The following is a 13736-nucleotide window of genomic DNA, read 5'->3' as shown; positions in this document are numbered from 1 at the left end:
GCTGAGGTAGAGGCTACAGCACTTGTGCTTGCTGAGGTAGACGCTACAGCACTTGTTGACGCTGAGGTAGAGGCTACGGCACTTGTGCTTGCTGAGGTAGAGGCTACAGCGCTTGTTGATGCTGAGGTAGACGCTACAGCACTTGTTGACGCTGAGGTAGAGGCTACAGCACTTGTTGACGCTGAGGTAGAGGCTACAGCACTTGTTGATGCTGAAGTAGACGCTACAGCACTTGTTGACGCTGAGGTAGAGGCTACGGCACTTGTGCTTGCTGAAGTAGACGCTACAGCGCTTGTTGATGCTGAAGTAGACGCTACAGCACTTGTTGATGCTGAGGTAGACGCTACAGCACTTGTACTTGCTGAAGTAGACGCTACAGCACTTGTTGACGCTGAGGTAGACGCTACAGCGCTTGTTGACGCTGAGGTAGACGCTACGGCGCTTGTTGATGCTGAAGTAGACGCTACAGCGCTTGTGCTGGCTGAGGTAGATGCTACGGCACTTGTTGATGCTGAGGTAGACGCTACGGCGCTTGTGCTTGCTGAAGTTGATGCAGACACTGATGCACGGTAATCGGAGTCAGATATATCTGGCGTTACTGTATTCACCGTTCCATCTTTATAAGTAATGGTTACCGTTCCCTTCTCTGCAATAGAATAACTTCTGATACGGTTTGCAGTCTCTGGATTCGCTGTTTTCACAGCAGCTAAGATTTCATCTTTCTCACGCCGACTCAGAGCGTTTGGATGTTTAACTTGGAAGACTACTGACGGCTTCTTACCAGGGAATTTCTCATTCAACTTCCCTTGGGCGACAACTACTGTTGGAGTTCTCGATTCATTATTAGACAAGTCCACAGCTTTTACACCAAGTGTCCATCTATTTCCATCTGCATGTGGCTGATTAGGATTATAAGTAGCTGTATACTCTAAAGTAGCAGGAGCATTCGTTGGTTTATTCTTGAATCCTGGTGCACTATCATTCGAAGAATAGTCACCTGAGAATATTCTATCTTTATCTGATGTACCATCGTAAAGTTTCAAATCTCTAAGTTTACCACTATTATCTGAACCTTTTAAGACAACCTTAACTTCGTCTCCTGCAAAAATCTCGTACCAGGACGGACATTATTTTTCGGAGAAAGTTTTTCCCACCTACCATTATTCTTGACATAGATTTCAAATTCAGGGTTTGGAGATACATTTTCTTTAGTAATTATATTAGAAGATGTGTCAGATTGAAGAGTTACATTGCTACCATTTGGATCCCTAACAACCATTTCTTGTTTAACCGTTACATTTCCTGTAGGCAACAAACCATTATTGGTATCAGTAACCCGTTTCAACTCAGACGGTTCAAACGTCACACTTGCTCCAGTAGACTTTTTAGTAAAGGTTTCGGTACCAATGGTTAAAGTGACTGTTGCTCCTGGTATTACATCTGTCACTGTAATACTACGATTTGGCAGACCTCCTTGTAGCTTCACTTGACTATCTGCGATTCGTGGTGGGTTCGGTCTAACTTTGATAGTTACAGGAACATTTGTACTGTTGCCTGCTTTATCTGCAGAACCTTGTGGTAAAGTAACTTTAACTTCTTTCTTATAGATACCTGGAGCTGAAGCATCAGGTCTGGATACCCACTCATAAGTTGTTCCAGTAGGAATCACCACTCTAGAATCAGAATTTTTAAGTGCATTACCAGGATTGGCAATAATATCATTTAGTGGAGTTGTATTTCCAACTGTTGTAACATACTCTTGTTTAGCCACTGGATCCACTACTGTATAAGTAAAGCTTGTCTCACTTGTCAAAGCACGATCTTGTGCAGACGGAGATCCAAAGCGCCCTGTTGGATAAGTTGCTTTTACAGTATAGGTTGTACGGTGGGTCGTAGCTGAATCAGCAGTTGTATGCCAGACATCACTAAATTTAGGTGACCCAGTTCGATTATTTAGTGGTGCACTTGCATTGTTATTCAGACGATACTCATAAGCAAATGTTGTTCCTGAAGGAAGAGATGGATTATTGATATAAAGATATGAATCTCCACCTATATTATTAGCATAGCTACCGCCAACAGTTCTATCACCTGAAGCTGCTTTAAAAGCATAAAATTGACCAGTAACTCTATTATTGGTTTTAGTCTCAATCTTTTGGTAAACTCTGTAATTGTATGTTAAATCCGTAGTAGTGTTATCTGGGTGAGTTACCGTTAAGATTGCAGTTCTAGGGTTCTCTCTGTCCCCCATCGCTGTCATTGTAGGAGCTTGCCCTTGTTTCCATGCAAATCTTGTCCCACTAGGAAAGTCAGATGCTCCACCAACTGGGCGCACAAGACTTCTTGGATTTATATTAGATAGAGGCTCGTCGCTAACTGCATAAAAGTGCTCAGTTGTTTTCTCTACACCATACTTAACATTGTTTGTGACTGTATCCGTGGTTTTATCACGATAAGTAATGGTAACATCTCCATTATTAGCTACACTGATTGATCCTTCTTCAGATCCTTTTTTGTAATCTGTACTTGAAAGAACGCTTGCATTGGCTGCTTTAAAGTTAGCCAATACTTGATTTCTTTCTGTTGGACTTAAATTTGTTTTATCATTTACTGCGACAGTCGCGCCACTCACAGGATTTTGTCGCTCATTGAATCCTTTGATATGGAAATTGGTAACAGCTCTAGCAGTCTGACCATCAATATCTGTAACGGTATATTCAAGAGGATAAGTACCTGGTCTATACGGTTCCCAAGCAGTACCTTTACGACCAACTGTACCTGTTATATCAATATTGCGGGAGGTTTGATATCCTGTTCGATTTCCTCTATAGTCATAAGCCCACAAATCCCCTTGCCCTCTTCTACTAGTAGCAGGGTAGTTTGGGGAAGTTATACCTGTAATAATAGCATTGGATGCAGAAGCACTGATTCTATCCATCCCTCTATCATCACGTAATTGTATCTGAAAATTAGTGACGGCATCATCATTATAAAAAGTGACATCAGATGGCATCGTAATCCTAGGCGGATTAGAAGCTGCACGGCTCTGACCTGCTGCACGATTAGGAACTGCTATACTTCTACTCATACGTGGGGCATGCGATACTCTAGTAGCTACTTCATTATGCATAGAAGGAGTATCGTCCCCAAAAGTATCCGCACTTGTAAATGGTTGGCTACTTGTAGCAACCCTTGCATCCAATGTTGCAGTTGCTGACTTATCATTTACAGTAGCATAAACTTCAATCGTTGCTTCTAGGTTTCTTTGTTTATCGTGGCGTATATCATAAACATACTCATTTCCTGAGCCACCACGTTTCTCCATTTCTTGTCCATTATTAAAGGTCACACGAGTAATAGTCGTATTAGGATCTACATCCGCAATCAGCCCTACATGATGCAAGGCACTGTTCGCGTGCATATTGATACGCCACACAACTTCATTACTATTTCTATCATATCTACCAGACTCAATCGAAGCTGTCGTTCCATGACTAGAGAGTGATGCCCTAGGAGATGTTCCTCTCTCTATCGCTTGTCCGTTACGACTATCACGTTGACCTGAATGTGCACCTAGAACAGCATTGACAATGGAATTACGAGCAGAGGTCGCTTTTTGTACTACTGATGTCAAATCACTCGTCGGATCCGCCAAGGCTTTTTCAATCTCCGTAACGGCAGCATTCACTTTGGTAATAGCAGAGTCCGCATTCGGCAATCCTACAGCTTTTGCTAAGTACTCACCCATCTCAGCTGAAAGTTTGGTTAACTTCTTACGATTTTCATCCTGTTGTTTAGCTGAAACTTCTGTTGTTGCTATGGCACCAGCAGTCACTCCTACTAAACTTGTTGTGTCAGAAGTTGCTTTAGCAACATTCGCACCAGCCTTTCCATCAATCTCAGCAGCCTTCAGTACAGCAGAATCAATTTTAAGATTAGTTGATTCTTTTGAAGGTGAGGAAGACTGTTCAGTTGTTGCTACAGATGTGCTCTGTTCAGCTGATAAACTTGACGCTACAGAAAAACTTTCTGACTCACTTTTTGATTGACTAGTACTAGTAGAAGCACTGACCGACTCACTAGTTGAAGTACTTGCAGAAAGACTAGCTGATGGACTAGCTGAAACACTTGCTGAAGTGCTATTAGACACCGACACCGATTCCGACTTCGAAGCGCTTTCACTCAAAGAACTAGAACTCTCTGAATTGCTTGCATTTGTCGTACCTAAAACTACCGTATCGTTTGCTACTAAAACATCTGATTTATCTAGTGTTTTTTCCAAAGCTACTGCTTCATTTGCAAACACTTTGGTTTGCGTCGCAACAGCACCACCTAAAACAGCTCCTGTAGTCACGACCCCTCGGATAATATCTAACCCCGTAATTGAATGGTTAACTTTATCTTCTACCACCTCAGTCATAACTTGAGTCGTATCAACACCACCCCTCATAACTTTAAACAAGCCAAAAAGAGAGGTTGAAGCTCTCAACCAATGTTTACCTGATTTAATTAACTTATAGCGTGTCACACGGTCTGTTTCTCTGTACCGACCATTCTGACGTCTAAAAAACATTTTCTACTCCTTTTCCAGACAAAAGTGTAAACTCTTGCCAAGTTTACTCATACTTCTTTAGTATACTTTAATTCTGAACTAAGGTCAATATATGATGTATAGGAAAAGCTATGCCTGAACAAATAAATATTCCTAACGATATATATCAAAAAGATGTCGCATCTATAGGGGTATCTTGTTTTTTTAAAATTAAAAATTTCTTATTTTTTTAATTTTTGTGCAAATACATTCAATTCAACTGAAATTTTAAAATTTTTAATTATCTAATTAATAAGAAGTCTCCTACGACATATCCAATCAAACAATACATTTTTTTCTAATATAGAAGATATAATTTAATAATTCTACTTATATAGAAACCAACAATAATAGTCTTCAAAAACTCAAAACGCAACAGTAGTTATCCTCGCTTTATCCTAAATCTATCTGCAAACTTGTCATTAACTTCAATATCAAATCAATATTTTGAGCCATCTATATCTAACTTTCTAGTTCGTTCTTTAATTTTCCCAAGTAAAATCAGACTATTAGCCACCTTAACTTTCTGAGACTTGCAATGAAAAAGCCCACAGACAATAGGCATTCATAAAGTTTTACTAGTGAAGCGCCTATCGGCTGAACAAAAACTCAATTTTAGAATAAAATGAAGTAAAATAAAATGCATAATATCAAGAGTGTTTTGAACTGCACCTCAAAAGTTAGATTTTTTCTGTCTAACTTTTGGGGTGCAGTTCATTTATACCTGATACTATACACTTTTTTGATTTAAAAAACTTTTTTCTCAAACTCGTTAGTTACTTAGATTGTCACACAATCAAGTAAATTTACTGAACTACGACACAGGGCTTAGCAAATCGATTCCATTTGTAAAACTCAGTTAGTGAGGCAGTTAGGTTGCTAGGCCACTTTCTACCCGTCACGACGTAAAGTTTTACGAATCGATAATATTCGTAAAACTTTACTAGTGGAGCGTTTAGGTAAGCCGCCATAGCGGTTTACAATTTTTACATTACGACACGAAGAGGCGAAAACGATTATTTTTCGCCGATGAGTTAGTAAGGCAGTTAGCTAGACCGCAAAATAGCGGCTAGCGTCCAACAATTAGGAACTTTAGTTCCAATTGTTGGTACTGAGTTACATCTTTTCTTCCAACTCTACATCTGGATACTTATCTGCAAACCAGCGAAGGGCAAAGTCATTTTCGAAGAGAAAGACTGGTTGGTCAAAACGGTCTTTAGCCAAGATATTGCGACTTGATGACATCCGTTCATCCAAGTCCTCAGGCTTGATCCAACGAACGGTCTTTTTACCCATCGGGCTCATGACCACTTCCGCATTGTACTCACCTTCCATACGGTGCTTAAAGACTTCAAACTGGAGTTGACCTACAGCTCCCAGCATGTACTCGCCTGTTTGGTAATTCTTATAGAGCTGAACAGCACCTTCTTGCACCAATTGCTCAATCCCCTTGTGGAAGGATTTCTGCTTCATGACATTCTTAGCAGAAACTTTCATGAAAATCTCAGGGGTAAAGGTTGGTAGCGGTTCAAACTCAAACTTATTTTTTCCAACTGTCAAGGTATCCCCAACCTGATAAGTACCTGTATCGTAAACCCCGATAATATCACCTGCCACGGCATTAGTCACATTCTCACGACTTTCAGCCATAAACTGGGTAACATTAGACAGTTTGGCACCCTTACCAGTACGAGGCAGATTGACACTCATCCCACGCTCAAATTCACCCGATACGATACGCACAAAGGCAATGCGGTCACGGTGACGAGGGTCCATGTTGGCTTGGATTTTAAAGACAAATCCTGAGAAATCCTTGTCATAAGGATCCACAATTTCTCCATCTGTTTTCTTATGCCCATGTGGTTCTGGAGCAAACTTGAGGAAGGTTTCAAGGAAGGTCTGCACACCAAAGTTTGTCAGGGCTGAACCGAAGAAGACAGGTGTCAATTCTCCAGCCAGAATAGCTTCCTCTGAAAACTCATTTCCAGCTTCATTTAAAAGCTCAATATCATCTTTGACTTGCTCGTAGAAAGGATTAGTGCCAAAAAGCTTGTCCCCATCTTCTAGACTGGCAAAACGCTCATCCCCTTTGTAGAGCTCCAAGCGTTGGTTATAAAGGTCATACAAGCCTTCAAAAGCTTTCCCCATACCAATTGGCCAGTTCATCGGATAGCTAGCAATGCCCAAGACTTCTTCCAATTCTTGCAAGAGATCCAAAGGCTCACGACCGTCACGGTCCAGCTTGTTCATAAAGGTAAAGACTGGAATGCCACGATGTTTCACAACCTCGAACAATTTCTTAGTTTGCGCCTCGATACCCTTGGCAGAGTCCACAACCATGACCGCAGCGTCCACCGCCATCAAGGTACGATAGGTATCTTCTGAAAAGTCCTCGTGTCCTGGGGTGTCTAGGATATTCACGCGCTTGCCATCGTAGTCAAACTGCATAACAGATGAAGTAACGGAAATCCCACGTTGCTTCTCGATATCCATCCAGTCAGACTTGGCAAACGTCCCTGTTTTCTTCCCTTTTACCGTACCAGCCTCACGAATCTCGCCCCCAAAGTAGAGCAGTTGCTCAGTGATGGTTGTTTTCCCCGCGTCCGGGTGGGAGATAATGGCAAAAGTACGACGTTTCTTAATTTCTTCTTGAATATTCATAAGTTCTCTTTCTTTGATTCTCTATTTTTCTTGTTTCAATAGCTAAGAATGATTTTTACATTGGATTTTACCATTCCTTTCAACACTCCATTATATCGGATTTTAGCATTTTTTTCAATTTCTATTTTATGTTAGACTATACTTGAATAAAAGCTCCGAATAAAAGCTCCTTGTAGTCAAATATATCGAAAACCGTGACAATTCTAGCAAAAATGATATAATAAAAGAAAAAGGAGAAGCAATCATGTTCAAGGAATTTGGTGTAACTAATTTAGAAGTGACAAAAGATGATATTTACAAGAATCCAAGCAACCCTATTTTACGCATGTATGATGACGATGAATTAATTGGAACCTTTAGTATTCTAACTGGAGAAGTATTAGAAAATTTAGACTTGGCAGACTATGACATTCGTTTTGCTCAAAAGCAAATTGAGTTAAATCGCGATAACTACCTTGAAACATGGAAGGACTACGTTGGATTACTACATGCCTAAATATTCTTTCCTAATACTCTTCAAAAATCAAATTCAAACCACGTCAGCGTCGGCTTGTCGTACTCAAGTACTGCCTGCGCCTAGCTTTCTAGTTTGCTCTTTGATTTTTATTGAGTATAAAAGTATGGTATTGAAATTCGTCCTAACGAACATAACCATAAAGGTCAAAAAGCGCATATTCACTTTTATATCCACGGAGAAGAAGTGGGTTCAATGTTTCTGAACGGTGAACTGAGAGATGGTGAAGCAAAAGCAAAAGACCTAAAAATGATAAGGCAATATGTCCTAGAAAATGCAGATGAACTTCAGGCTTTATGGAATGAATACCAAAAGAGTGCATATTAAAATCAAAGAATCTTAGTTTGCTAATCAACAACAAACAAAAACTAGCGAGCAATTTTAATGCCTACTATTCAACTATTGCCCCACTTAGGTACTAACCATCCTACTCCCCTTGCAATTTTTTAAATAAATGTTACAATGAATATAGAAAAAGGTGTTGCGTCAACAACACCCTACAGAGCCGTTTAAGACGGTGGCTGTAATTATATAACTAAAAAAATAGCTCGTTAACTCGCCAAAGTTAGGACGGCTATTTTTTTGTCTCTTTTACCAATTCAAGGATGAACTTCAGGAGCGTGATAACAAAGTTACCAGCTACAAACATGAGCGTCAAAGCCTCAAAGGGTGACAAAGCTGGTTACTCCTTTCTACTAAGATTTTACGGGTTCTGCACATAAGCATCACCATCCTTTCGATTTCGTAACCACCGTCTTCACTTCTCTGTTATACCATTGTATCATATAATTTCCCCTTTGAAATCCGCTTTTCAAATAAATCATCATCAAAACCCGTTCTCCATCCTGTACCTATCTTTTTTCAGCTTTCCCTCCCTTATTTATAGGAAAATATGGTAAAATAGAACAGACTAAAAATCATCATTTCACGAAAGGATGCAAGATGAAAATTACGCAAGAAGAGGTAACACACGTTGCCCATCTTTCAAAATTAAGATTCTCTGAAGAAGAAACTGCTGCCTTTGCGACTACCTTGTCTAAGATTGTTGACATGGTTGAATTGCTGGGCGAAGTTGACACAACTGGTGTCGCACCTACTACGACCATGGCTGACCGCAAGACTGTACTCCGCCCTGATGTAGCCGAAGAAGGAACAGACCGCGATCGCTTGTTTAAAAATGTACCTGAAAAAGACAACTACTATATCAAGGTACCAGCTATCCTAGACGATGGAGGAGATGCCTAATGACTTTCAACAATAAAACCATTGAAGACTTGCACAATCTCCTTGTCTCTAAGGAAATTTCAGCAACAGAATTAACCCAAGCTACGCTTGAAGATATCAAGTCTCGCGAGACAGCTATCAACGCTTTTGTTACCATCGCTGAGGAGCAGGCTCTTGCTCAAGCCAAAGCTATTGATGAAGCTGGAATTGATGCTGATAATGTTCTTTCAGGAATTCCATTGGCAGTTAAGGACAATATCTCTACTGACGGTATTCTCACAACTGCAGCCTCAAAAATGCTCTACAACTATGAGCCAATCTTTGATGCGACAGCCGTTGCCAATGCAAAAGAGAAAGGTATGATTGTTGTTGGGAAAACCAACATGGACGAGTTTGCCATGGGTGGATCAGGTGAGACTTCTTACTACGGTGCCACTAAAAACGCTTGGGACCAGACCAAGGTTCCTGGTGGTTCATCAAGTGGTTCTGCTTCAGCCGTAGCCTCAGGACAAGTCCGCTTGTCACTAGGTTCTGATACTGGTGGTTCTATCCGCCAACCTGCCGCCTTCAACGGAATCGTTGGTCTCAAACCAACCTACGGAACGGTTTCTCGTTTCGGTCTTATTGCCTTTGGTAGCTCTCTAGACCAGATTGGACCTTTCGCTCCGACTGTTAAGGAAAACGCCCTCTTGCTCAATGCGATTGCCAGCGAAGATGCTAAAGACTCTACTTCTGCTCCTATCCGAATTGCCGACTTTACTTCAAAAATCGGTCAAGACATCAAGGGCATGAAAATTGCTTTACCTAAAGAATATCTTGGCGAAGGAATTGACCCAGAGGTTAAAGAAACCATCCTTAATGCCGCTAAACACTTTGAAAAACTTGGTGCTATCGTTGAAGAAGTCAGCCTTCCTCACTCTAAATACGGTGTTGCCGTATACTACATCATCGCTTCATCAGAAGCTTCATCAAACTTGCAACGCTTTGACGGTATCCGCTATGGTTACCGCGCAGAAGATGCAACCAATCTTGATGAAATCTATGTAAACAGCCGTAGCCAAGGTTTCGGTGAAGAAGTGAAACGCCGTATCATGCTAGGTACTTTCAGCCTTTCATCAGGTTACTACGATGCCTACTATAAGAAAGCTGGTCAAGTCCGTACCCTCATCATTCAAGATTTCGAAAAAGTCTTTGCGGATTATGACTTGATTTTGGGACCAACTGCTCCAAGTGTTGCCTATGACTTAGACTCACTTAACCACGACCCAGTTGCCATGTACTTGGCTGACCTTTTGACCATCCCAGTCAACTTAGCTGGTCTCCCAGGAATTTCGATTCCTGCTGGATTCTCTCAAGGTCTACCTGTCGGTCTGCAATTGATTGGTCCTAAGTATTCTGAGGAAACCATTTACCAAGCTGCTGCTGCTTTTGAAACAACAACAGACTACCACAAACAACAACCCGTGATTTTTGGAGGTGACAACTAATGAACTTTGAAACAGTCATCGGACTTGAAGTCCACGTAGAGCTCAACACCAATTCAAAAATCTTCTCACCTACTTCTGCCCACTTTGGAAATGACCAAAATGCCAACACTAACGTGATTGACTGGTCCTTCCCAGGAGTTCTGCCAGTTCTCAATAAGGGTGTAGTCGATGCTGGTATCAAGGCTGCTCTTGCCCTCAACATGGACATCCACAAAAAGATGCACTTTGACCGCAAGAACTACTTCTATCCTGATAATCCAAAAGCCTACCAAATTTCTCAGTTTGATGAGCCAATCGGTTATAACGGTTGGATTGAAGTCGAGCTAGAAGACGGTACGACCAAGAAAATTGGTATCGAACGCGCCCACCTAGAGGAAGACGCTGGTAAAAACACCCACGGTACAGATGGCTACTCTTATGTTGACCTTAACCGCCAAGGGGTTCCCTTGATTGAGATTGTATCTGAAGCCGACATGCGTTCCCCAGAGGAAGCCTACGCTTATCTGACTGCCCTCAAGGAAGTTATCCAGTACGCTGGCATTTCTGACGTTAAGATGGAAGAAGGTTCTATGCGTGTGGATGCCAATATCTCTCTTCGTCCTTATGGTCAAGAGAAATTCGGTACCAAGACTGAGTTGAAGAACCTCAATTCCTTCTCAAATGTTCGTAAGGGGCTTGAATACGAAGTCCAACGTCAAGCTGAAATCCTACGCTCAGGTGGTCAAATCCGCCAAGAAACACGCCGTTACGATGAGGCTAACAAGGCAACCATCCTCATGCGTGTCAAAGAAGGTGCTGCAGACTACCGCTACTTCCCAGAACCAGACCTACCTCTCTTTGAAATTTCAGATGAGTGGATTGAGGAAATGCGGACAGAGTTGCCAGAGTTTCCGAAAAAACGCCGTGCGCGTTACGTGGCTGGCCTTGGCTTGTCAGACTACGATGCTAACCAGTTGACTGCTAACAAAGTCACTTCTGACTTCTTTGAGAAAGCTGTTGCTCTTGGTGGTGATGCCAAGCAAGTTTCTAACTGGCTCCAAGGAGAAGTCGCTCAGTTCTTGAACGCCGAAGGCAAGACACTGGAACAAATCGAATTGACACCAGAAAACTTGGTTGAAATGATTGCCATCATCGAAGACGGTACTATCTCTTCTAAGATTGCCAAGAAAGTCTTTGTCCATCTAGCCAAAAATGGCGGTGGTGCGCGTGAATACGTGGAAAAAGCAGGCATGGTTCAAATTTCAGATCCAGCTGTTTTGATTCCAATTATCCACCAAGTCTTTACGGATAACGAAGTCGCAGTTGCCGACTTCAAGTCAGGTAAACGTAATGCAGATAAGGCCTTCACAGGATTCCTTATGAAAGCAACCAAAGGCCAAGCCAACCCACAAGTTGCCCTTAAACTCCTTGCCCAGGAATTAGCGAAGTTGAAAGAAGATTAACACGTAAAAGAAACCAGCCCTGAGGTTGGTTTTTTTCGCTCCTACCATCTCCCAATAACTATTTTGGCTTTATTTCCAGAAGATTTTATGGTAAAATGAAGAGTAATAATATTTATTAAAGAGGTAAAAACATGATTGAAGCAAGCAAATTGAAAGCTGGTATGACATTTGAAACTGCAGACGGAAAATTGATCCGTGTTTTGGAAGCTAGCCACCACAAACCAGGTAAAGGGAACACGATCATGCGTATGAAATTGCGTGATGTCCGTACTGGTTCTACATTTGACACAAGCTACCGTCCAGAAGAAAAATTCGAACAAGCTATTATCGAAACTGTTCCAGCTCAATACTTGTACAAAATGGATGAAACTGCCTACTTCATGAACACTGAAACTTACGACCAATACGAAATCCCAGTCGTAAACGTTGAAAATGAATTGCTTTACATCCTTGAAAACTCTGATGTAAAAATCCAATTCTACGGAACTGAAGTAATCGGTGTAACTGTACCAACTACCGTTGAATTGACAGTTGCTGAAACACAACCATCTATCAAAGGTGCTACTGTTACAGGTTCTGGTAAACCAGCAACTATGGAAACTGGACTTGTTGTCAACGTTCCAGACTTCATCGAAGCTGGACAAAAATTGATCATCAACACTGCAGAAGGAACTTACGTTTCTCGTGCCTAATCTCTAGAAAGAGGTCATTCTATGGGAATTGAAGAACAATTTGGCGAAATCGTTATCGCTCCACGTGTACTTGAAAAAATCATTGCCATCGCAACTACTAAAGTTGAAGGTGTCCACTCATTTTCAAATAAATCCGTGTCTGATACCCTATCAAAACTCTCTCTTGGACGCGGCGTCTACTTAAAAGAAAGCAACGAAGAACTAACTGCTGACATCTATCTCTACCTTGAGTACGGTGTGAAGGTACCAAAAGTTGCTCTTGCTATTCAAAAAGCAGTCAAAGATGCTGTCCGTGATATGGCTGATGTGGAACTTGCTGCTGTCAATATCCATGTTACAGGAATTGTTCCGGACAAAACACCAAAACCAGAGTTGAAAGATCTGTTTAACGAGGACTTCCTCAATGACTAGTCCATTATTAGAATCTAGACGCGAACTTCGTAAATGCGCTTTTCAAGCTCTTATGAGTCTTGAATTCGGCACAGATATGGAAACAGCTTGTCGCTTTGCCTACACACATGACCGTGAAGATGAAGATGTACAAATTCCTGCCTTTCTTCTGAACTTGGTTTCTGGTGTTCAAGCTCAAAAAGACGAGTTGGATAAACAAATCAACCAGCATCTCAAATCAGGCTGGACAGTTGAACGATTGACCTTGGTCGAAAAAAACTTACTACGCTTGGGTATCTTTGAAATCACATCATTTGATACACCTCAGCTGGTAGCAGTCAATGAAGCTATTGAACTTGCCAAGAATTTTTCAGATCAAAAATCAGCCCGCTTTATCAACGGACTGCTCAGTCAATTTGTAACTGAAGAAAATGAATAATCAAAAAGGTGTTTGGTCTTCCAAGCACTTTTTCTTCGTCCTTTATGCAGAGTAATACTCTTCAAAAATCTCTTCAAATCACGTTAGCGTCGGCTTGTCGTATAGATGTTACTGACTTCGTCAGTTCTATCTGCAACCTCAAAACAGTGTTTTGAGCTGACTTCGTCAGTTCTATCTGCAACCTCAAAACAGTGTTTTGAGCAGCCTGCGGCTAGTTTCCTAGTTTGCTCTTTGATTTTCATTGAGTATAAGAAGCACATAAAAACTAGAACTGACTGCCAGTTCTAGTTTTTGCG

At 41.3% G+C, this 13736-nt stretch carries 12 protein-coding genes and 2 pseudogenes; 9 read left to right on the top strand and 5 right to left on the bottom strand.

The features are described from left to right. Window positions 1–573, top strand: a pseudogene (locus CJ239_RS12345) (hypothetical protein); the annotation flags it as partial. A gap of 29 nt (window positions 574–602) precedes the next feature. Here CJ239_RS12345 and CJ239_RS12340 read toward each other — a convergent pair. The 3 genes and pseudogenes from CJ239_RS12340 to CJ239_RS02420 form a co-directional block, all read right to left on the bottom strand. Continuing rightward, a pseudogene (locus tag CJ239_RS12340) lies at window positions 603–857 on the bottom strand (hypothetical protein); the annotation flags it as partial. Between the two features lie 218 nt (window positions 858–1075). Then, window positions 1076–4573, bottom strand: coding sequence for an accessory Sec-dependent serine-rich glycoprotein adhesin (locus CJ239_RS02425; protein WP_102210415.1), 3498 nt, complete (start codon window positions 4571–4573; stop codon window positions 1076–1078). 1134 nt (window positions 4574–5707) lie between these two features. Beyond that, window positions 5708–7252 carry a peptide chain release factor 3 gene (locus tag CJ239_RS02420; RefSeq protein ID WP_050236944.1) on the bottom strand — a complete coding sequence of 515 codons (1545 nt, stop codon included), beginning with the start codon at window positions 7250–7252 and terminating at the stop codon, window positions 5708–5710. A gap of 244 nt (window positions 7253–7496) precedes the next feature. Between CJ239_RS02420 and CJ239_RS02415 the strand changes: the two genes are divergently transcribed. Both CJ239_RS02415 and CJ239_RS02410 read left to right on the top strand, forming a co-directional pair. After that, entirely contained in the window at window positions 7497–7748 is a 252-nt protein-coding gene (locus tag CJ239_RS02415) for a hypothetical protein (protein ID WP_000471833.1), read from the top strand. 129 nt (window positions 7749–7877) lie between these two features. After that, window positions 7878–8093: a DUF4160 domain-containing protein gene (locus CJ239_RS02410; RefSeq protein ID WP_102210414.1), complete on the top strand. Its 216-nt coding sequence runs from the start codon at window positions 7878–7880 to the stop codon at window positions 8091–8093. A gap of 247 nt (window positions 8094–8340) precedes the next feature. Here the strand turns inward: CJ239_RS02410 and CJ239_RS11985 are convergent, their stop codons facing one another. Next, on the bottom strand, window positions 8341–8415 hold the full coding sequence (locus tag CJ239_RS11985; protein WP_232610068.1) for a hypothetical protein: 75 nt from the start codon (window positions 8413–8415) through the stop codon (window positions 8341–8343). Window positions 8416–8708: 293 nt separating this feature from the next. Between CJ239_RS11985 and gatC the strand changes: the two genes are divergently transcribed. The 6 genes from gatC (at window position 8709) to nusB (ending at window position 13440) form a co-directional block, all read left to right on the top strand. Further along, entirely contained in the window at window positions 8709–9011 is a 303-nt protein-coding gene (gene gatC, locus CJ239_RS02405) for an Asp-tRNA(Asn)/Glu-tRNA(Gln) amidotransferase subunit GatC (RefSeq protein ID WP_102210413.1), read from the top strand. After that, window positions 9011–10477: an Asp-tRNA(Asn)/Glu-tRNA(Gln) amidotransferase subunit GatA gene (gene gatA, locus CJ239_RS02400; RefSeq protein ID WP_102210412.1), complete on the top strand. Its 1467-nt coding sequence runs from the start codon at window positions 9011–9013 to the stop codon at window positions 10475–10477. The genes gatC and gatA overlap by 1 nt, the downstream gene beginning before the upstream one ends. Then, window positions 10477–11919, top strand: coding sequence for an Asp-tRNA(Asn)/Glu-tRNA(Gln) amidotransferase subunit GatB (gene gatB, locus CJ239_RS02395; RefSeq protein WP_102210411.1), 1443 nt, complete (start codon window positions 10477–10479; stop codon window positions 11917–11919). The genes gatA and gatB overlap by 1 nt, the downstream gene beginning before the upstream one ends. A 131-nt stretch (window positions 11920–12050) precedes the next feature. Next, window positions 12051–12611: an elongation factor P gene (efp, locus tag CJ239_RS02390; protein WP_000568643.1), complete on the top strand. Its 561-nt coding sequence runs from the start codon at window positions 12051–12053 to the stop codon at window positions 12609–12611. 21 nt (window positions 12612–12632) lie between these two features. Beyond that, window positions 12633–13022, top strand: a complete 390-nt coding sequence (locus tag CJ239_RS02385) for an Asp23/Gls24 family envelope stress response protein (protein ID WP_102210410.1) — start codon at window positions 12633–12635, stop codon at window positions 13020–13022. Then, window positions 13015–13440 carry a transcription antitermination factor NusB gene (nusB, locus tag CJ239_RS02380; protein WP_000203642.1) on the top strand — a complete coding sequence of 142 codons (426 nt, stop codon included), beginning with the start codon at window positions 13015–13017 and terminating at the stop codon, window positions 13438–13440. Before CJ239_RS02385 ends, nusB begins: the two co-directional genes overlap by 8 nt. An 83-nt stretch (window positions 13441–13523) precedes the next feature. On the opposite strand, the gene CJ239_RS11980 is transcribed toward nusB, so the two are convergent. Then, on the bottom strand, window positions 13524–13682 hold the full coding sequence (locus tag CJ239_RS11980) for a hypothetical protein (RefSeq protein ID WP_257994399.1): 159 nt from the start codon (window positions 13680–13682) through the stop codon (window positions 13524–13526). Window positions 13683–13736: the final 54 nt, after the last annotated feature.

Origin of the sequence: Streptococcus sp. UMB0029 (genome assembly GCF_002871495.1) — a bacterium.
Lineage (GTDB): Bacteria > Bacillota > Bacilli > Lactobacillales > Streptococcaceae > Streptococcus.
Note: the sequence above shows the minus strand (reverse complement) of the source record. Positions and strands in the feature narration are given on the sequence as shown.

Bases quoted from the DNA above. Each gene is read 5' to 3' on its own strand.
- CJ239_RS02425 (WP_102210415.1), bottom strand. From the start codon at position 4,573: ATGTTTTTTAGACGTCAGAATGGTCGGTACAGAGAAACAGACCGTGTG.
- CJ239_RS02420 (WP_050236944.1), bottom strand. From the start codon at position 7,252: ATGAATATTCAAGAAGAAATTAAGAAACGTCGTACTTTTGCCATTATC.
- CJ239_RS02415 (WP_000471833.1), top strand. From the start codon at position 7,497: ATGTTCAAGGAATTTGGTGTAACTAATTTAGAAGTGACAAAAGATGAT.
- gatC (WP_102210413.1), top strand. From the start codon at position 8,709: ATGAAAATTACGCAAGAAGAGGTAACACACGTTGCCCATCTTTCAAAA.
- gatA (WP_102210412.1), top strand. From the start codon at position 9,011: ATGACTTTCAACAATAAAACCATTGAAGACTTGCACAATCTCCTTGTC.
- gatB (WP_102210411.1), top strand. From the start codon at position 10,477: ATGAACTTTGAAACAGTCATCGGACTTGAAGTCCACGTAGAGCTCAAC.
- efp (WP_000568643.1), top strand. From the start codon at position 12,051: ATGATTGAAGCAAGCAAATTGAAAGCTGGTATGACATTTGAAACTGCA.
- CJ239_RS02385 (WP_102210410.1), top strand. From the start codon at position 12,633: ATGGGAATTGAAGAACAATTTGGCGAAATCGTTATCGCTCCACGTGTA.
- nusB (WP_000203642.1), top strand. From the start codon at position 13,015: ATGACTAGTCCATTATTAGAATCTAGACGCGAACTTCGTAAATGCGCT.
- CJ239_RS11980 (WP_257994399.1), bottom strand. From the start codon at position 13,682: ATGAAAATCAAAGAGCAAACTAGGAAACTAGCCGCAGGCTGCTCAAAA.